The sequence below is a fragment of the Ferrovibrio sp. GW821-FHT12B10 genome, assembly GCF_058807515.1.
The window spans coordinates 1,631,116-1,649,815 of record NZ_JBXAQT010000001.1; the positions used below are offsets into that span (position 1 = coordinate 1,631,116).

Genomic DNA, 18,700 nt, shown 5'->3' on the forward strand with positions numbered 1-18,700 from the left:
TTATACTTTCGGCGATGACTTCTGATGACTTCCTCACCACCCTGCCCACGCCGCTGTCATCGCGCGCGCGGCAGTTCTTTGCCGTGTGGCAGCGCTGGCGCAAGGACCGCCGGCTGCCCGAGCGCGGCAGCATCGACCTGGACGATCTGGGCGAGTTGGCCACCACCTGCCTGCTGCTGGATATCCGCGGCCCCGACCTGATCCGCGTCGACAATGTCGGCGTGCAGATCACCGCCAAGATCGGCTTCGACCTCACCGGCATGAACTACCTCGACCTGACCAGCCGCGAGAATCGTGCCTGGCGCGCGCATCTGACGGTGGCGCAGGCCGCCCAGCCCTGCGGCGTGGTGATCTATTACTGGCTGCGCTTCCCCAATGGCAATGTGCTGCCGGTGGAGTTCTGTGGCGCGCCGCTGCTGGAGACCGGCGCGACGGAATCCAACCTGATCCTGTGCTGCGCCACCGGGCTGATCGATCCGATGACCTATAGCGGCCAGCCGGTCGATCCGGACTCGTATGAAGAAGGCGAAGGCATGCGCTTCATCGATATCGGCTACGGCATCCCGCCGCTGGAGCCGGCCAAGCGCCAGGACGCCCGACCCGTTCAGTAATTTCCGCGCAGGATTCCGACCGCCCCGACGTGAAAATCTCCGGGGGAGACGATGCCGGGACTTCAGCATATCAAACACTATGGCCCGCTGGCGGCCATCCTGCTGCTGGGCGCGGCCCTGCGGCTGTGGAACCTGCAGCAGAATGGCCTGGGCACGGAATATTATGCCGCCGGCGTGCACAGCATGCTGGGCAGTCTGCATCACTTCTTTTTCTTAAGCTTCGATCCCGTCGGCTTCGTCTCGCTCGACAAACCGCCGCTGGCCTTCTGGCTGCAGGCGATCAGCGCGAAACTGTTTGGCTTCAGCGGCTGGAGCCTGCTGCTGCCGCAAGTAATCGAGGGCCTCTGTGCGATTGCGCTGCTGCATCATCTGGTGGCACGCCGTTTCGGGCAGGCGGCGGCATTCATCGCCGCGCTCTGCCTCGCGCTGACGCCGGTCAGCGTCGCGGTCGACCGTTCGGGCAATACCGATTCAGCGCTGGTGCTGCTTCTTCTGCTGGCCGCCTGGGCGCTCTTGCGCGCCGTCGAGACACAGCGCGTGGGCTGGCTGTTGCTCTGTGCCGTCTTCGGCGGACTCGCCTTCAACACCAAGATGCTGGCGGCCTTCGTCCTGCTGCCGGCTTTCGTTCTGGTCTGGTGGCACGGCACGGCAATCCCCTGGCGGCACCGTATCAGGCCGCTCGCGCTCACGGCTGTCGTCTTAGTCGCCGTCAGCCTGAGCTGGGCCATCGCCTTCGACCTGACGCCACCAGAGCAGCGGCCTTACGCGGGCAGCAGCGTGCATAACTCCATGCTGGAGCTGACAGTCGTCCATAACGGCCTCGACCGCTTCCGTCCGCGCGCGCCGTTGCACGTTATTGATAACAGCCAGCCGGTGCCGCAGTTTCACGATGCCGTACCCGTCGGGCCGCTGCGGCTGGCCGACCGGCACTTGGCCGCGCAGGTGCTGTGGCTGCTGCCGCTGGCCATCATCGGCCTCATCGCCGCCTGGCGGCGCGGCGCCCACAGGACCAATCTGCTGCTTTGGGGCCTGTGGCTGCTGAGCTACGGTGTCGTCTTCAGCGCGGCCGGCGGCATCTTCCATGCTTATTATCTGGTGGCGCTAGGCCCTGCAATCGCAGCGCTGGCCGGCATCGGCGCCATCGCATTATGGCCGCAGCGACGCTGGCTGCTCGGCACGCTGGCGCTCTGCGTCGCATGGCAGGCCTATCTGTCGGCCGGCAGCCTGGGCGAAGCGGATGCCGGCGACCCAGCCTTCTGGCTGATGGTGCTGCCGGCCATCGCCGCCTTTGTCGCTGCCCTGATGCCGCATCGCGTGAGCACTGCCATAGCGCTGGTCATGCTGCTGCTCAATCCGCTGGCCTGGAGTGCGAGCATAGTAGTCGCGCGCGTCTACACCATGTTGCCGGCCGCCGACCTCGATCATCTGACCGGCCGCAGCACTGCCGACGGCACGCGGCGTTGGCGCCGGCTCGCCACCGAGACACCATCACCCGTGGCCGATCCGAAACTGCTGGCTTTTTTGCAGGCCAACCGCGGCGACGAACGCTTCGCGCTGGTGACCACCAGCACGCGGCTGGCGGCGCCGCTGATCCTGCAGGACCTGCCGGTGATGGCCTATGGCGGCTTCAGCGGCAAAGATCCAATCCTGACGCTGGAGGAATTTGCGCGCCGCGCCGCAGCCGGCGAACTGCGCTTCGTGATGCTGAGCACCGGTCTTCCCACGGGTGCCGGGCAGGTGCAGTTGGACGCTAGTGATCCGCGCCGGCAATTTGCAGTCTGGGTGCGGCAGCATGGCCGGGCGGTGCATCCACGCCTGTGGCGCAGTGCCCCTTTTGGCGAAGGTGAGGAACGCGCGGGGCTCTATGATCTGCGGCCCGATGCAGGGCCGCTCCAGGCCGGGTCCTAGCTGCCTAACGTCTAGTTACCGAGTTCCTCGCGCAGCATTTCCAGTTCCAGCCACTGATCTTCCGCCTTGGCAAGATCGGCGGTCGCCTGTTCCAGCGCCTTGGTGGCGGCCTGGAATTTCGCCTGGTCGCGCGAGAACAGCTTGGGGTCGTCGAGGATGCGCTGCTGCTTGGCGATCTCGGCCTGCAAATTCACAATTGTCTTGGGCAGCGATTCCAGCGCGTGCTTCTCCTTGAAGCTGAGCTTGCGCTTCGACGCAGCCCGCGGCGCGGACTCCGCCTTTGCGCTTTCCGTCTTCGCGGCCTTGGCGGCGGCTGCCTTGGCCTGCACGCCGGCGCCGCGCTGTGCCACCATGTCGGAATAGCCGCCGGCATAAACCTGCCAGCGCCCTTCGCCCTCGGCGACCAGCACCGAGGTGGCGACGCGGTCGATGAAATCGCGGTCATGGCTGACCAGCAGCACGGTGCCGGGATAATCGGCCAGCATTTCCTGCAGCAGGTCGAGCGTTTCCAGATCGAGGTCGTTGGTCGGCTCGTCGAGCACCAGCACGTTGGACGGTTTGGACAGTGCGCGCGCCAGCATCAGTCGGCCGCGTTCGCCGCCCGAGAGCACGCGCAAGGGCGAGCGCGCCTGTTCGGGCGTGAACAGGAAATCCTTCATGTAACTCATGACATGGCGTGGCTGGCCGTTCAGCGTCACCTTGTCGCTACCGCCGGCCAGCGCGTATTGCAGCGTCATTTCAGGATCGAGCGTCTCGCGCTTCTGGTCGAGCGTCACCAGCGCGATATTCTCGCCCAGCCGCACGCTGCCGGAATCGGCTTCCAGTTTTCCGGTCAGGATATTGAGCAGCGTGGTCTTGCCGGCGCCGTTCGGCCCGATGATGCCGAGGCGGTCGCCGCGCTGGATCTTCACGGACACATCCTGCAGCACGACCAGATCGCCATAGGCTTTTGATACGCCCTTGGCCTCGGCGATCAGCTTCGACGAGGTTTCGGCCTCGGAAACATTCAGCGTGACATTGCCGGTGACCTTGCGCTGGTCGCGGCGCTCGGACTTCAGATCCTGCAGCGCGCGCATGCGGCCCATGTTGCGTTTGCGCCGGCCGGACACGCCATGGCGCACCCAGTCGAGCTCGGCCACGATCTTGCGATCGAGCTTGTGGCGCTCGGTCTCTTCCTGCTCCAGCAACTGGTCGCGCCAATCCTCAAACGCCGCGAAGCTCTGCTCCATGCGGCGCGTGGCCCCGCGATCGAGCCAGACGGTGGCGCGCGTGAGGTTGCTTAAGAACCGCCGGTCATGGCTGATCAGCACCAGCGCCGAGCGGATGGTCTTCAACTCGCCTTCCAGCCATTCGATGGCCGGCAGGTCGAGATGGTTGGTCGGCTCGTCGAGCAGCAGGATATCGGGTTCGGGCGCCAGCATGCGCGCCAGCGCCGCACGCCGCACCTCGCCACCCGACAGCCGCGACGGATCTTCGGTGCCATCGAGGCCAAGCGCGCCGAGCAGCGACAGCGCACGGTAATGGTCGTCGCCGGGATTGAGGCCATCCTCGACATAGGACAGCACATCCTTGAAGCCGCTCAGGTCCGGCTCCTGCGGCAGATACCGCATGGTGACGCCGTTCTGGATGATGCGGTCACCGCGATCGGCCTGCACCAGGCCGGCCACCACCTTCAGCATGGTTGACTTGCCCGAGCCGTTGCGGCCGACCAGGCAGAGCCGGTCGCCGGCACCCACCGAAAGATCGGCCGAGTCCAGCAATGGCGTGCCGCCGAAGGTAAGATGGATGTCGCGAAGCGTAAGAAGCGGGGGGGCCATGGAAGTCCTTCAATCAGGCGCCGGTGATAGCAACCCAGGCCCGCCCAGGGAAGCGCCGCATGCCTCTCGCCGGCAGAATAGGCCACCGTAGGCGTTTTTTCTTAGTAACCCACGAGTACGTCCCCTGGGGTCAGCGGAAAATGACATTACAAGGCCGACCATAGAGACCTAAATCCGCCCGTTACTCGCAAATCCGGCATCCCCAAGCTGAGTTCCCCTCTGGAGGGAGTATTAGCAATGAAGAACCTTCGTCTAGCACCTCGCCTGTGGTCGATCCTGATCATCGCGGTCATCGGCCTCCTTATGGTTGGGGCCGTTGGTCTGTACCGCCTGCACGACAGTCTGACCGAAGACCGCATGGTAAAAACCCGCAATCTCGCTGAGGTCGCCCATAGCATCATCCTGCGTTATCACGCCCGCACCCAGGCCGGCGAACTGAGCGAGGCCGACGCCAAACGCCTAGCATTGGCGGATCTGGAAGTGCTGCGCTACGACGAGAAGGAATATTTCTGGGTCAACGACATGGGCCCGGTGATGGTGATGCACCCCTTCTCCAAGCAGCTCATCGGCAAGGATCTCAGCGAAAACAAGGACCCGAATGGCAAGCGACTGTTCGTGGAGTTCGTCAACGTGGTCAGAAAGGATGGTAGTGGCTTTGTCGATTATCTCTGGCCCAAGCCCGGCCTCGACAAGCCCGTGCCGAAGATTTCCTACGTCAAAGGCTTTGCCCCTTGGGGCTGGATTGTCGGTACTGGCATTTACGTCGACGACATCGAAGCGATATTCCAGCGCCAACTGGCCATCAACGGCAGCATCATCATCACCATCATCGCGCTGCTGGGCAGCCTGGGCTGGATCATGATCACCGGCATCAGTCGGCCGCTGGCAGCGCTGACCGCAACACTGAGCCGCCTTGCCCGTCGCGACTGGCAGGCGGAAGTCGCGGGTCAGGACCGCGGTGATGAAATTGGCGATATCGCCCGCGCGGTCAGCGTTCTGAGGGAGAACGGCATTGAGAGCGACCGCCTACAGGGACAAATCGAAGCCGAACGCCAGCGCAACGAGGAGAGCCGGATTGCGCAGGAATCCACGCTCGACCGCGCCATTGGCCAGGTGGTCGGCGCGGCTGCCATCGGCGACCTGAATAGCCGCATCGATACCGCGGACCTTGAAGGCGTGACCGCTAAAATCGGTGCGCAGATCAATACCCTGCTCGACATGCTAAGTGGGGCTATTGCCAGCATCCAGACCACAGTGTCCGGTCTCGCGCGAGGCGATCTTCGCGCCCATATGGAAGGCAGATATAGCGGTGTTTTCGCCGCCTTGCAGACCGATCTGAACGCCATGGCCGATACATTGACCGAGGTGGTGCAGAAGATCGCGGCCGCCGTCGAAGCCCAGACCAGCGCAACGGCCGAGATTTCGGCCGGCAGTCAGGATCTGGCAGGGCGCACCGAGCAGCAGGCCGCCGCACTGGAGGAGACTGCCGCATCCATGCATGAAGTGACGACGACAGTGAAGCAGAATGCCGACAACGCCCAGGCCGCAAACCAGCTGGCGACGGCGGCGCGCGACACAGCGGAAAAAGGCGGCGATGTGGTGACTGGGGCCGTCAGCGCCGTAACCCAGATCGAGGCCAGCGCGCGGAAGATCGCCGATATCATCGGTCTGATCGACGAGATCGCCTTCCAGACCAACCTGCTGGCGCTCAATGCCTCGGTCGAGGCGGCACGCGCCGGCGAAGCCGGCAAGGGCTTCGCGGTGGTAGCGCAGGAAGTGCGTGCGCTGGCGCAACGCTCGGCCAATGCATCCAAGGACATCAAGGCGCTGATCACGGAATCGAATGCGCAGGTTAAGGCCGGTGCAACGCTGGTGAACCAGACCGGCAGTTCGTTGAGCGAGATCGTCAACTCGGTGAAGAAGGTCTCTGATATCGTGGCCGAGATCGCCGCTGCCAGTCGCGAACAGGCTACCGGCTTGGAAGAGGTCAATATTGCGGTCAGCAATATGGACGAGATGACCCAGCGCAACGGTGCCCTGGTAGAGGAAACCTCGGCCTCAGCCCAGGCCCTCTCCGCACAGGCCCGCGAACTGGCCCGTCTGGTCGGCTTTTTCCGTACCGCCTAAAAGCCCTCCGCACAGGTCATTCCGGCTCAGTCGGATTTATTCTTGACTGATCGTTCTATAATTGCTAGAAAGCCGCATGCCGCGGCCAAAATCCTTCGATGCGCAGGACGCCCTGGTGCGGGCGATGGAGCTGTTCTGGGAACAGGGCTATGCCGCCACCTCGATGGAGCAGCTGGTCACCGCCATGGGGATCAGCCGCCAGAGCCTGTACGACACCTTTGGCGACAAGCATCGCCTGTTCCTCGCCGCCATGGATGCCTATTGCGCCATGCTGGAAGACGCGATGCTCGGGCCGCTGAAAACCCCTGATGCCGGCTTGCAGGCGCTGCATGATGCCGCGCTGGGCATCGTCGATTTCGTGCTGCAGTTCCCCAAGCGCCGCGCCTGCCTGATGGCCAACACCACGCTGGAGCTGGCGCCGCATGACGACACCGTCGCTGCCAAGGTGCAGCAGCATATCGCCAATATGGAAAGCGCCTTCCGCAATGCGCTTGGCAATGCCGTGGCGCGCGGCGAGATCGCGGCAGATTCAGATGTGAACGCGCTGGCCCGCTATCTGGTCGGCCTGGCGCATGGCCTGATGGTGCTGGCGAAAAGCGGCTCGAGCCGCGAGACGCTGACCGAAATGGTGAGCACCGGCGCCGCCGTGCTGCGCCCCGTTATCAAACCCGCATAAGACCCAACCCCCAAGACTCAACTGAGGAGACGTCCATGACAACCGACATGACCATGCTGATCGGCAGCGCAGTGCTCACCGTGCTGCTGGCCCTGCCCTATACGATGGGCTTCATCTTTACGCGCGGCCTCTATGTGATGGTGGGCAATCGCGAGGATTTCCCGCCCGGCACCGGCTGGATGGGTCGCGCCCATCGTGCACATCTGAACATGGTGGAGAATCTGGTGCCGTTTGCCGCCCTGGTGCTGGCGGCAGCCGTCGCCGGCAAGGCCGGCGCCTGGACCGCACTGGGCGCGCAGGTCTTCTTCTACAGCCGCATCCTGCATGCGGTGGTCTATATCCTGGGCGTGCCGTGGATGCGCACCATCGCCTGGTTCGGCGGCGTGATCGGCATGGCGCTGGTGCTCTATGGGATCGTCGCGTAAGCGACGCTCCCCACCTGAGACAGGCCTAGTCGAGCTTCACACGGCAGGTGTTGCCGAAAACGATGGTGCTGTTCTTGGCCGGGATCGACTGACGGCAACGCATGGTGCCGCTGGTGTTGTCATAGATCTCGACCAGGATGCCCTCGGGCTTGCGCGGCACATGGCAGTCGCGATCACCCGGCTGCAGGCGCGGTCGGACATAGATCGGCGGCGAACCGCCGGCCTTGATGTCGATCGGCACGCTGCTCTCGTTCACCACGCAGAAGGCTTCCGCCGGCGCGGAGACCAGCAAGATGGCACCTGAGAGAAGGACAGTGGCGATGACTGCGCGGAGCATGATCCAGACCTCACTGACAGCGACCCGGCTGCATAGCATGCCGCAGGTTACCGGAGCGTGAAAGACCGTGAGTATCCTTGACACTATTGGCGGCACCCGGCTGGTGCCGCTGCGCCATATTGTGCCGGAAAACAGCGCCCGGATTCTGCTCAAGCTGGAATACGAGAACCCGACCGGCAGCATGAAGGACCGCATGGCGCTGGCCATGGTGGAGGCCGCCGAAGCCGACGGCCGCCTGAAGCCCGGCGGCGCGGTGGTGGAATATACCGGCGGCAGCACCGGCGTCTCGCTGGCCTTCGTCTGCGCGGCGAAACGCATTCCGCTGCATATCGTGACCTCGGAGGTCTTCAGCAGGGAAAAGCGCGACCACATGGCGGCGTTGGGCGCGACGCTGACGCTGGTGCCGAGCGATACCGGCGGCACCACCAAGGCGCTGACGCTGGAGATGATCGAGACGGCGAAGCGGATCGCCGCCGACCTGCCCGGCAGCCACTGGACCAACCAGCTGCACAATCCCGACCAGATGCTCAACTACGGCAGACTGGCCGATGAGCTGTGGGAACAGACCGGTGGCCGCATCGACGCTTTCGTGCAAATGGTGGGTACGGCCGGCAGCTTGCGCGGCACCGCCACGCGGCTTCGCGCATTGAACGGCGCCTTGCACGTGACAGCCATCGAGCCGGCGGAATCGGCCGTGCTCTCTGGTGGTATGAGCGGTAGCCACAAGATCGAGGGTACGGGGCCCGGCTTCATCCCGCCACTGTGGCAGGAGGGCATCGCCGATGCGATCCGGCCGGTCTCCACGCAGGATGCAATGGCAATGGCGCGCCGGCTGGCCAGGGACGAGGGCATCTTCGCCGGCACGTCGACGGGTGCCAATGTGCTGGTGGCGCTGGAGGAAGCAGCGCGGCTCGGGCCGGGGAAAACAGTCGTGACGCTGGCCGTCGACAGCGGCATGAAATACCTCAGCACCGCGCTGTATTCTCAGACCTAAACCCGCGCCGTCATGGTCGGGAAGCCCGGGCATGACAAGACTATTGCGTTCCAACCATGCAAAAACGCCGCCGAGATTGCTCTCGACGGCGTTTCCGCTTCCCTGGGCTCCGGCCGGTTTGGGCAGGCCGGATACCAGAAGTGTTAAGCCCGCTTGGCGCTGTCGGCCGCAGCCACCGGACCGAGCGGATGTTCGAGCCGGCTCACCATTTCCTTCGGGCAGATCTGCCAGAACTTGGTCTTGGCGATATCCCAGTCGCTGAACAGGTTGCTGGCGAAGACCGACTGGGTCTCGCGGATATGCTCGTCGATCAGGCCGCGCAGCACGCCTTCCCAGTAGCTGGAGGCGAGCCGCTGGTAGACCACGCTTTCATCGTTGATGGCGATGGGGAGCTGGTCCTCGGCATCGTAGACGAAGGCCATGCCGCCGGTCATGCCGGCGCCGAAGTTGTCGCCCACCTTGCCCAGCACGACCACCCGGCCGCCGGTCATGTATTCGCAGCCGTTCGAGCCGCAGCCCTCGATCACCGTGGTGGCGCCCGAGTTGCGCACGCAGAAGCGCTCGCCCGCCTGGCCCGCCGCGAACAGCTTGCCGCTGGTCGCGCCATAGAGAACGGTATTGCCGATGATGGTGTTCTCGTTGGTCCTGGGCATCAGCGGCGAGGCCGGCGACGGCCGCACCACGATGGTGCCGCCCGACAGACCCTTGCCGACATAGTCGTTGGCATCGCCAAAGACTTCCAGCTTGAGACCCTGCACGGCAAAAGCCCCGAACGACTGGCCGGCCGAACCGGTCAGGCGCACGGTGATATGGCCGGGCTTCAGGCCCGTCATGCCGAACTTGCGCACCAGATGCGACGACAGCCGCGTGCCGATGGCGCGATGCGTGTTCCGGATGTTGTAGGCGAGCTGCATCTTTTCGCCATGGGTGAACACGGGTGCCGCATCGCCCAGCATCTGGGCGTCCAGCGTATCCGGCACCTCGTTGCGGCCTTCCAGCGTGCAGTAGCGCGCATGGTCGCCGCTGTCGGCCTGGGCCAGGATCGGGTTGAGATCCAGATCGTCGAGATGCGCGCCGCCGCGGCTGACCTGCATCAGCAGGTCGGTGCGGCCGATGATCTCGTTCAGCGACTTCACGCCGAGGCTGGCGAGAATCTCGCGCACCTCTTCGGCGATGAAGCTGAACAGATTGATCACCTTCTCCGGCGTGCCGGTGAACTTCTGGCGCAGCGCTTCATTCTGCGTGCAAACGCCGACCGGGCAGGTGTTGGAATGGCACTGGCGCACCATGATGCAGCCCATCGCCACCAGCGCGGCCGTGCCGATGCCATACTCTTCCGCACCGAGCATGGCCGCGATGACGATGTCGCGGCCGGACTTGAGGCCGCCGTCGGTGCGCAGCTTCACGCGATGCCGCAGCTTGTTCAGCGTCAGCACCTGGTTGACTTCCGACAGGCCCATTTCCCAGGGCGTGCCGGCATACTTCACCGAGGTCTGCGGCGATGCGCCGGTGCCGCCGACATGGCCGGACACCAGGATGACGTCGGCCTTGGCCTTCGCCACGCCCGCCGCGATCGTGCCAATGCCGGCTTCCGACACCAGCTTGACGGCGACCTGTGCCTCCGGGTTGATCTGCTTCAGGTCATAGATGAGCTGCGCCAGATCCTCGATCGAATAGATGTCGTGATGCGGCGGCGGCGAGATCAGCATCACGCCCGGTGTCGACATGCGGCGCTTGGCGATCAGCTCGGTGACCTTGAAGCCGGGCAACTGGCCGCCTTCGCCGGGCTTGGCGCCCTGGGCAACCTTGATTTCGAGCTCGCGGCAGTTGTTGAGATATTCCGCCGTGACGCCGAAGCGGCCGCTGGCCACCTGCTTGATCGCCGAGTTGGCGTTGTCGCCATTGGGGCGCGGCTTGAAATTCTCGGGCGCTTCGCCGCCTTCGCCGGAATCCGACTTGGCGCCGATGCGGTTCATCGCAATGGTCAGCGTCTCATGGGCTTCCGGGCCGAGCGCGCCGAGCGACATGCCCGGTGTGATGAAGCGCTTGCGGATTTCGGTGACCGATTCCACCTGCTCGATGGGGATCGCGCTGCTGGCCGGCTTGATCTCAAGCAGGTCGCGCACCGAGATCGGCGGCAGTTCGCGCAGGCCGGCGGTATACTTCTTGAACAGCGTGTAATTCTCGCCGCCCACCGCTTCCTGCATCATGTGGATCAGATTGGCTTCCCAGGCATGAGCCTCGCCGCCGCGACGGTAGCGATAGATGCCGCCGACGGGCAGCGCCGTCACATCCTGGTTGTAGGCCTTGGCATGGAGAGCCAGGACGGTCTTCTGAATGCCGATCAGGCCTATCCCTGAGATGCGCGAGGGCATGCCGGGGAAGAGATCGGCCACCATCGAGCGCGACAGACCCAGCGCTTCGAAGTTATAGCCGCCGCGATAGGAGCTGATCACCGAGATGCCCATCTTGGACATGATCTTCAGCAGGCCGCCATCGACGGCATCCTTGAAGCGGTGCACGGCCTCCTCGGCACTGAGCTTGCCCAGCAGGCCGCGGTTGACGCGGTCGACCAGGCAGGCCTCCGCCAGATAGGCGTTGACGCTGGTGGCGCCGACGCCGATCAGCACGGCGAAGTAATGCACATCCAGGCATTCGCCCGAGCGCACGGTCAAAGACGTGAAGGTGCGCAGGCCCTGGCGGACCAGATGGCTGTGCACGGCGCCGGTGGCCAGGATCATCGGGATGGCGGCGCGCTGGGCATTCATGCCCTCGTCGGTCAGCACGATATGGGCAGCACCGCCGCGCACGGCATTCTCGGCCTCGGCGCGGATGCGCTTCAGCGCATCACGCAAGGACCCCTCGCCGGCATCGACCGGGAAGGTGCAGTCGACCTTCGCCGTGGTCTTCTCGGCATATTTCAGCACGCGCGCCAGGTCGGCATTCGACAGGCAGGGGCTTTCCAGCAGCAGGATGGCGACCTGCTTGGCATCCTCGTCCAGCACGTTGGTGAGGTTGCCCATGCGGGTGCGCAGGCTCATCACACGCTTTTCACGCAGGCTGTCGATCGGCGGATTAGTGACCTGGCTGAACTGCTGGCGGAAGAAGTGATGCAGGCCGCGATACTGTTCCGACAGCACGGCGATCGGGGTGTCGTCGCCCATGGAGCCGATGGCTTCCTTGGCGTCCTCGCCCATCGGATGCAGGATCAGCTCCATATCCTCGAGCGTCAGGCCGAAGGCCAACTGGTGACGGCGCAGCTCATCCTTGCTGAAGCTCTTGGCCACCGGGGCGGCGTCCTTGATCTTCTCCAGCGTGGTGATGTTCTTGACCCACTCGCCATACGGATGCTCGCCGGCCAGCTTGTCCTTGATCTCGCGGTCGAGATACAGGCGGCCCTTCTTCAGGTCGATGGCGATCATCTCGCCCGGACCAACGCGGCCCTTGTGCACGACATTCTGTTCCGGCACCGGCACCATGCCGGTCTCGGAGCCGACAATGAGAAGATTGTCGGTGGTGACCGTGTAGCGGATCGGACGCAGGCCATTGCGGTCAAGGCCGGCAACCGCCCAGCGGCCATCGGTGGCGCAGAGCGCGGCCGGGCCGTCCCAGGGCTCCATGATCGAGTTGCAATAGGCGTAGAGGTCGCGATGCGCCTGCGGCATCAGCGGCTTGTTCGAAGTCGGCTCCGGAATCAGGATGGTCTTGACCATCGGCGCGTTGCGGCCGGCGCGCACCAGCACCTCGAAGACGCTGTCGAGGGCGGCAGAGTCGGACGAGCCCGATTGCACGATCGGCTTGATATCGTCGGAGAAATCGCCAAAGGCCTCCGACGCCATCTTGATCTCGTGGCTCTTCATCCAGTTGACGTTGCCGCGCAGCGTGTTGATCTCGCCGTTATGGGCAAGCATGCGGAACGGCTGGGCCAAGCGCCAGGTCGGGAAGGTGTTGGTCGAATAGCGCTGGTGATAGATGGCAAAGGTCGAGACGAAACGCTCGTCCTGCAGATCGGGATAGAAATAGTCGATCTGTTCGGCCAGGAACATGCCCTTGTAGATCACCGAGCGGCAGCTCAGCGAGCAGATGTAGAAGTCGCTGATATGCGCGTTCAGCACCTGCTTTTCGATGCGGCGACGGATCAGGAAGAGGTCGCGCTCGAACGCGCCGTCATCCTTGTTCAGCCGGTTTTCGATCAGCACCTGTTCGATTTCAGGGCGCGTCGCATTGGCCTTCTCGCCGATGATGGTGGCATCCACCGGCACCTGGCGCCAGCCATAGATGCCGTAACCGAAGTCGAGAATGGCCGTTTCGACGATGGTGCGGCAGGTTTCCTGCGCCGAGAGATCGGTCTTGGGCAGGAAGACCATCCCCAGGCCCAGCTTGCCCTCGCCCGGCTCGAAGCCCGAGCGGCGCACATGCTCGCGGAAGAAGTCCTGCGGAATCTGCACATGAATGCCGGCACCGTCGCCGGTCTTGCCATCGGCGTCCACCGCGCCGCGATGCCACAGCGCCTTCAGCGCCATGATGCCGGCGGCAACGACACTGCGATGCGGCTGGCCGTCCAGTGAGGCGATCAGGCCGACGCCGCAGGCGTCATGCTCTTCCTCGGGCCGGTACATGCCGGTTTCCGACAGATGCTTGGTCTCGTCCTGCCACTGCTCGACATAGCTCTTTTCGATGCTCATGGATGGGACTCCCTTACTCTGCGGCCGCAGCAGCGGGCTGCGCCTTGGCCTGAATATATTGATGGATCGCATCGGCGCAGTCGCGGCCGTCGCGGATCGCCCAGACGACGAGGCTGGCGCCGCGCACGATGTCGCCGGCGGCGAACACGCCCGGCATGCTGGTCATCTTGCTGCGGGCAGAGATTTTCACAGTGCCCCAGCGCGTGACTTCCAGGTTCGGCGCCTTGAAGTCCTGCGGCAGGTTTTCCGGATCGAAGCCCAGCGCCTTGATCACGATATCGGCGGGCTGGTCGAAATCCGCACCCTCGATCTCGACCGGCATCTGACGGCCCGAGCCGTCGGCCGGGCCAAGCTTCATGCGGCCGGCATGCACGGCCGTGACATTGCCTTCGCCACGGAAGCTCTTGGGCAGCGACAGCCAGGCGAATTCCACGCCCTCTTCCTCGGCATTCTTCACTTCGCGCATCGAGCCCGGCATGTTGGCCTTGTCGCGGCGATAGAAGCAGTGCACGGCGGTCGCGCCCTGGCGGATCGCGGTGCGCACGCAATCCATGGCGGTGTCGCCGCCGCCAATGACGACGACGCGCTTGCCCTTGGCGTTCAGCTTGCCGTTCTCGTAATCGGCGACCTTGTCGCCCAGACCATGCTTGTTGCTGGCCGTGAGATAGGTCATCGCCGGCACGATGTTGCCCAGGCCCGACCCCGGCGCCTGCATGTCGCGCGCGGCATAGACGCCGGTGGCGATCAGCACGGCGTCGTGCTTCTTGCGCAGGTCGTCCAGCGTGGCGTCGCGGCCGACTTCGAAATTGAGATGGAACTTCACGCCGGCATCGGCAAACAGCTTCGAGCGGCGCTCGACCACGCTCTTCTCGAGCTTGAAGTTCGGGATGCCGTAGATCAGCAGGCCGCCGGGACGGTCGTAACGGTCATAGACATGCACCTGATAGCCGAGACGACGCAGCTTGTCGGCAGCGGCCAGGCCGGCAGGGCCTGCACCGATGATGCCGATGCTCTGCGGGCGTTCGCCATGGCTGGGATGCGGAGCCTGCACCCAGCCTTCCTCGAAGGCCTTCTCGGTGATGTATTTCTCGATCGAGCCGATAGTGACGGTGCCATGGCCCGACTGCTCGATCACGCAGTTGCCTTCGCACAGGCGATCCTGCGGGCAGATGCGGCCGCAGACTTCGGGGAAGGTATTGGTCGCCTGGCTGATCTCGTAGGCCTCTTCGAGGCGGCCTTCGGCGGTCATGCGCAGCCAGTCGGGGATATTGTTGTGCAGCGGGCAATGCACCTGGCAGAACGGCACGCCGCATTGCGAGCAGCGCGAGGCCTGCTCGTCAGCCTTGGTGGCAGCGAATTCGCGATAGATCTCGTCGAAGTCATGGGCGCGTTCGGTGGCCGCGCGCTTCTCAGGCATCGCCTGGGCGGTCTGCACGAACTTCAGCATCTTCTCGGCCATCACAAACGCTCCAACCACACCCTGGGGGCAGGGACTTCAGACTTCAGGGATGCCCCGGGGCGGCGGGTCTGTGGCGTCAGAGGGGACGCGAAACACCGATACTCTGGGGCGGAGCGCAACTTTTATTGCGGGAGGCCTTGCCGATCAAGCAAAAAATGTTCGATAGGACAGCTTTAGTGACCTTTTCGATTGTTGCGCGGGCACTTTGTCGGCCTGCGAACAGCTTTTACCTGTGGATGACTCCAAATTAGGACCGATTTGAGACTTTAATTTATCTAAGCTATTGAATCACTTAAAAGAAAGAATCAGTCAAAAACTGGGCATTTTTCTTCGGTCCAGACATGGCTGCCCAGGTCCGGCCCATGGAAGTTGGGCAGAGGAAGGATCACCGCGCCGAAGCGCGTGAGGGAAGAGGCTCTTACGAGAAGCGCGGCTCGAACTTGCCGCCGCCGCGACGGTAGCGATAGAGGTAAGTCTCGATCATGCCTTCGACCGGCGTCGGCTGGTCGATACCGAGATCCTTCAGGCCCTTGGCGCCTGCGCTCACCACATTGTCGGCTTTCAGCAGTTCGATCTGGTCGCGCGTGATCGGCGGCGCGAAGATCGGCTGCAGTTCCAGTGCAAAGGCCAGCGGCTTGAGCAGTGCACCGGGCACCGGCACCAGCAGGCGCTTCTTGTGGATGGCGGCAAGCGTGAGCTGCATGATCTCTTTCATGCTGTAGACCTTCGGCCCGCCGAGTTCGTAGGTCTGGCCGGCGGCGGCGTCATTGGTCAGCGCGCGCACGATCGCTTCGGCCACATCGCCGGCATAGACCGGCTGCAGCTTGGTATGGCCGCCATCGACCAGCGGTAGCGCCGGGGCCAGCGCCGCCATCGAGGCGAAGCGGTTGAAGAAATCGTCTTCCGGGCCGAACACGACGCTGGGGCGGATAATGGTGGCGTTGGGCATGCGGCGACGCACGCCGGCCTCGCCGGCCGCCTTGCTCTTGGCATAGTCAGACGCACTGTCGGCATTGGCGCCGATGGCGGAAACCTGCACCAGTTTCTTCACGCCGGCCTCGGCAGCAGCAGCGGCGACGAGTTCAGCGCCACGGCCCTGCACCACGCCGAACTTCTGCGCGCCGCGCTCGAACAGGATGCCGACGCAGTTGATCACCGCATCGGAGCCGCGCACCGCGGCCTGCACCGACGGCGCCACGCGGATATTGGCCTGCACGATCTCGATCTGGCCGACCGCGCCCATGGGCTTGAGGAACAGGCCCTCTTCGGGGCGGCGGATCGCCACCTTCACGCGCGCGCCCTGCTGCGCCAGCTTCTGGACGACATAGCGGCCGATGAAACCGGAACCGCCGAAGACGGTGACAAGCTGGTTGCGCAGCGACATGAGGTTCTTCCCCTGCGAAAAGCACTGATCTGGCCGGACTATAGCGATTTTACCGCCCCAGCCAATGGTTTGCAGCGCCGCAGGCAGACCCTATCCTGCCCCTATGGGCGCCGGATTCCCCACTGTTGTCATGGGGCTGCTGATCGCAGCCGTCTATTTCCTGCCCAGCCTGCTGGCCTGGCGGCGCGGGCATCCGTGGCGGCAGAAAATCCTGCTCGCCAACCTGGCGGTCGGCTGGACCGTGATCGGCTGGGTGATCTGCCTGGGCCTGGCGCTGCGGCGACCCCGTATTTGAGATTGGCAGCCTAACAGCTCAGCCGCCGCGCATTGGCGGCCGCTGTGCGATGGACCGGCGCCATGGCGGCGGTGCCCGAAGCTGCCAGCGCGGTGCCGACCGCCACCGACTGATCCTGCCACCGCGGCCAGGCCGCCTGCAGCATCGCCATCTGGGCGCGCCAGATCGCATCGACACTGGGCGCCACGGCCATGGCCTGCATACCACGCGCCAGGCGGACGGATTCCGCCAACCCGAAGCTGCCCATGCCGAGCATCAGGCGCATTGCATGCTGCATCAGCACTGCGCCGGACGCCGTTGCTGCGCCCACCTTCTCGCTGACCATGCGACTGGCCTCGCCGTGATCGCCGTTGGCCGCCAGCAGCACGCGCCGCGCGATCACCTCGCCGGCAACCATGCCAAGCGTGGCGGTTTTCACGGCCTGCCGCCGGCCTGTCGCCAAAGCACGGCGGTGTGTGTGCTGTTTCATCGGTTTTCCCTGTGTGAACGCGGCAGTGACCTGACAGCAACTCGCGGCGCGCACTTTAGTGCCTACAGGAACCAGATCAGGGTCAGCAGCGCGAAGGGCACCAGCAGCAGCGGGAAGGACCACAGCATGTAGCCGAAAAAGCCGGGCATGCGGATGCCGGCCTGTTCGGCAATGGCTTTCACCATGAAATTTGGCGCATTGCCGATATAGGTGAGCGCACCCATGTAGACCGCGCCCATCGAGATCGCCAGCAAGGTCATGCCAAGCGGCCCCATCAGGGTCGCCGCATCACCGCCGGCCATATGGAAGAAGACCAGATAGGTCGGCGCGTTATCCAGGAAGGCCGACAGCAGGCCGGTCAGCCAGAAATACATCTCGTCGCGTGGTGCGCCATCGGCATTGGTGCTGAGCGCGATCAGGCCTTGCAAGCTGCCTTCCGGCCCGGCACGCAGGATGGCGATCACCGGCACGATGGTGAGGAAGATGCCGGCGAACAGCTTGGCCACTTCGGCGATCGGCTCCCAGCTGAATCCGTTGGCGTTGCGGCTGTCCTTGTTGGTGATCAGCAGCGACAGCCCGGCCAGCGCCAGCAGGATGGCATCGCGCGCCAAGTTCTGCGCTTCGACGCGCACGCCGAAAACACTCAGATCCCAAGCGGGTTTCCAGGCGCCCGAGAGCAGCACGGCGCCGACCACGCCACCGAGCAGCACAAGATTGATCGCGCCCTCCATGCCGATGCCTGTGGTGTCAGGCGTCGGATCGGGCGTGACGTCCTCCTTCACATAGTAATGGCGGTCGATGAGGTAGAAGGCGACCAGCAGGATCCCGCTGAGCAGCAGGGTGGGCAGCAACATCGCCTTCAGCGTCCAGAAGAAGTCGACGCCATTGAGAAAGCCTAAGAACAGCGGCGGATCACCCAGCGGCGTCAGCGCGCCGCCGATATTGGCGACCAGGAAGATGAAGAACACCACCACATGCACATTGTGCCGGCGGTTGTCATTGGCGCGGATCAGCGGCCGGATCAGCAGCATCGCCGCGCCCGTGGTGCCCATGATGCTGGCCAGCAGCGTGCCCAGCGCCAGCAGGCCGGTATTGAGCGCCGGGCTGCCGTGAAGATTGCCGGTGATACGCACGCCGCCGGCGATGGTGAACAGCGCCAGCAGCAGGATGGTGAAAGGCAGGTACTCCAGCAGCGCCACATCGACCACGACATGCGCGGCCGCACCGATGCCGTCGCGCAAGCCATAGGGGATCAGGAAGGCCAGCGCCCAGAGCGCAGCGAGCTTGCCGTAGTGATGATGCCAGAAGGCCGGCGCGATCAGCGGCAGCAGCGCGATCGACAGCAACATGCCGGCAAACGGCAGGCCCCAGAGGAGATCAAGGGTTGCACCATCGATGCCAGCGGCACGCACCGGTGCAGCAAACAGCAGGATGACAACCGGAGGCAGACGCAGCATGCGACGCGAGGTCATGAGTCAAACTGCCATCCTTTCGCACTGCAAAACAATGTTCA

At 64.2% G+C, this 18,700-nt stretch carries 14 protein-coding genes; 7 read left to right on the forward strand and 7 right to left on the reverse strand.

The window, feature by feature from the left end; all coding sequences use genetic code 11:
* Window positions 1-14 precede the first annotated feature (14 nt).
* A complete protein-coding gene (locus AC1RRT_RS08260) occupies window positions 15-611 on the forward strand; it encodes a PAS domain-containing protein (RefSeq protein ID WP_493013302.1) in 597 nt (198 codons plus the stop codon).
* 51 nt (window positions 612-662) lie between these two features.
* Window positions 663-2,519, forward strand: a complete 1,857-nt coding sequence (locus AC1RRT_RS08265; protein ID WP_493013303.1) for a glycosyltransferase family 39 protein — start codon at window positions 663-665, stop codon at window positions 2,517-2,519.
* An 11-nt stretch (window positions 2,520-2,530) separates the two neighbouring features.
* On the opposite strand, the gene AC1RRT_RS08270 is transcribed toward AC1RRT_RS08265, so the two are convergent.
* Complete coding sequence (locus AC1RRT_RS08270; protein WP_493013304.1) at window positions 2,531-4,336, reverse strand: ABC-F family ATP-binding cassette domain-containing protein; 1,806 nt, start codon at window positions 4,334-4,336, stop codon at window positions 2,531-2,533.
* A gap of 237 nt (window positions 4,337-4,573) precedes the next feature.
* Between AC1RRT_RS08270 and AC1RRT_RS08275 the strand changes: the two genes are divergently transcribed.
* The 3 genes from AC1RRT_RS08275 to AC1RRT_RS08285 all read left to right on the forward strand — a co-directional run bounded on the left by AC1RRT_RS08275 (window position 4,574) and on the right by AC1RRT_RS08285 (window position 7,564).
* Complete coding sequence (locus AC1RRT_RS08275) at window positions 4,574-6,463, forward strand: methyl-accepting chemotaxis protein (protein ID WP_493013305.1); 1,890 nt, start codon at window positions 4,574-4,576, stop codon at window positions 6,461-6,463.
* A gap of 76 nt (window positions 6,464-6,539) precedes the next feature.
* Window positions 6,540-7,139 (forward strand): TetR/AcrR family transcriptional regulator, encoded by a 600-nt coding sequence (locus tag AC1RRT_RS08280; protein ID WP_493013306.1) that lies wholly within the window; start codon window positions 6,540-6,542, stop codon window positions 7,137-7,139.
* A gap of 35 nt (window positions 7,140-7,174) precedes the next feature.
* Window positions 7,175-7,564 (forward strand): MAPEG family protein, encoded by a 390-nt coding sequence (locus tag AC1RRT_RS08285; protein ID WP_493013308.1) that lies wholly within the window; start codon window positions 7,175-7,177, stop codon window positions 7,562-7,564.
* A 25-nt stretch (window positions 7,565-7,589) separates the two neighbouring features.
* Here the strand turns inward: AC1RRT_RS08285 and AC1RRT_RS08290 are convergent, their stop codons facing one another.
* Window positions 7,590-7,901: a hypothetical protein gene (locus tag AC1RRT_RS08290; protein WP_493013309.1), complete on the reverse strand. Its 312-nt coding sequence runs from the start codon at window positions 7,899-7,901 to the stop codon at window positions 7,590-7,592.
* 67 nt (window positions 7,902-7,968) lie between these two features.
* Here AC1RRT_RS08290 and AC1RRT_RS08295 point away from each other — a divergent pair, with 67 nt between their 5' ends.
* Entirely contained in the window at window positions 7,969-8,895 is a 927-nt protein-coding gene (locus AC1RRT_RS08295) for a PLP-dependent cysteine synthase family protein (protein ID WP_493013310.1), read from the forward strand.
* Between the two features lie 143 nt (window positions 8,896-9,038).
* Here AC1RRT_RS08295 and gltB read toward each other — a convergent pair whose 3' ends face one another.
* The 3 genes from gltB to AC1RRT_RS08310 form a co-directional block, all read right to left on the reverse strand.
* Window positions 9,039-13,580 (reverse strand): glutamate synthase large subunit, encoded by a 4,542-nt coding sequence (gene gltB / locus AC1RRT_RS08300; RefSeq protein WP_493013311.1) that lies wholly within the window; start codon window positions 13,578-13,580, stop codon window positions 9,039-9,041.
* Window positions 13,581-13,593: 13 nt separating this feature from the next.
* On the reverse strand, window positions 13,594-15,039 hold the full coding sequence (locus AC1RRT_RS08305) for an NAD(P)-dependent oxidoreductase (RefSeq protein WP_493013312.1): 1,446 nt from the start codon (window positions 15,037-15,039) through the stop codon (window positions 13,594-13,596).
* 418 nt (window positions 15,040-15,457) lie between these two features.
* Window positions 15,458-16,423, reverse strand: coding sequence for a complex I NDUFA9 subunit family protein (locus tag AC1RRT_RS08310; RefSeq protein WP_493013314.1), 966 nt, complete (start codon window positions 16,421-16,423; stop codon window positions 15,458-15,460).
* A gap of 103 nt (window positions 16,424-16,526) precedes the next feature.
* Here AC1RRT_RS08310 and AC1RRT_RS08315 point away from each other — a divergent pair, with 103 nt between their 5' ends.
* Window positions 16,527-16,718, forward strand: a complete 192-nt coding sequence (locus AC1RRT_RS08315; protein ID WP_493013315.1) for a superinfection immunity protein — start codon at window positions 16,527-16,529, stop codon at window positions 16,716-16,718.
* A 10-nt stretch (window positions 16,719-16,728) separates the two neighbouring features.
* On the opposite strand, the gene AC1RRT_RS08320 is transcribed toward AC1RRT_RS08315, so the two are convergent.
* Window positions 16,729-17,187 carry a hypothetical protein gene (locus AC1RRT_RS08320; RefSeq protein WP_493013316.1) on the reverse strand — a complete coding sequence of 153 codons (459 nt, stop codon included), beginning with the start codon at window positions 17,185-17,187 and terminating at the stop codon, window positions 16,729-16,731.
* Window positions 17,188-17,249: 62 nt separating this feature from the next.
* Window positions 17,250-18,659, reverse strand: coding sequence for a sodium:proton antiporter (locus AC1RRT_RS08325; RefSeq protein ID WP_493013318.1), 1,410 nt, complete (start codon window positions 18,657-18,659; stop codon window positions 17,250-17,252).
* Window positions 18,660-18,700: the final 41 nt, after the last annotated feature.

Coding starts and splice junctions, on each gene's coding strand:
- AC1RRT_RS08270 (WP_493013304.1), bottom strand. CDS start 4,336: ATGGCCCCCCCGCTTCTTACGCTTCGCGACATCCATCTTACCTTCGGC.
- gltB (WP_493013311.1), bottom strand. CDS start 13,580: ATGAGCATCGAAAAGAGCTATGTCGAGCAGTGGCAGGACGAGACCAAG.
- AC1RRT_RS08290 (WP_493013309.1), bottom strand. CDS start 7,901: ATGCTCCGCGCAGTCATCGCCACTGTCCTTCTCTCAGGTGCCATCTTG.
- AC1RRT_RS08320 (WP_493013316.1), bottom strand. CDS start 17,187: ATGAAACAGCACACACACCGCCGTGCTTTGGCGACAGGCCGGCGGCAG.
- AC1RRT_RS08265 (WP_493013303.1), top strand. CDS start 663: ATGCCGGGACTTCAGCATATCAAACACTATGGCCCGCTGGCGGCCATC.
- AC1RRT_RS08260 (WP_493013302.1), top strand. CDS start 15: ATGACTTCTGATGACTTCCTCACCACCCTGCCCACGCCGCTGTCATCG.
- AC1RRT_RS08275 (WP_493013305.1), top strand. CDS start 4,574: ATGAAGAACCTTCGTCTAGCACCTCGCCTGTGGTCGATCCTGATCATC.
- AC1RRT_RS08315 (WP_493013315.1), top strand. CDS start 16,527: ATGGGCGCCGGATTCCCCACTGTTGTCATGGGGCTGCTGATCGCAGCC.
- AC1RRT_RS08325 (WP_493013318.1), bottom strand. CDS start 18,659: ATGACCTCGCGTCGCATGCTGCGTCTGCCTCCGGTTGTCATCCTGCTG.
- AC1RRT_RS08305 (WP_493013312.1), bottom strand. CDS start 15,039: ATGGCCGAGAAGATGCTGAAGTTCGTGCAGACCGCCCAGGCGATGCCT.
- AC1RRT_RS08280 (WP_493013306.1), top strand. CDS start 6,540: ATGCCGCGGCCAAAATCCTTCGATGCGCAGGACGCCCTGGTGCGGGCG.
- AC1RRT_RS08285 (WP_493013308.1), top strand. CDS start 7,175: ATGACAACCGACATGACCATGCTGATCGGCAGCGCAGTGCTCACCGTG.
- AC1RRT_RS08310 (WP_493013314.1), bottom strand. CDS start 16,423: ATGTCGCTGCGCAACCAGCTTGTCACCGTCTTCGGCGGTTCCGGTTTC.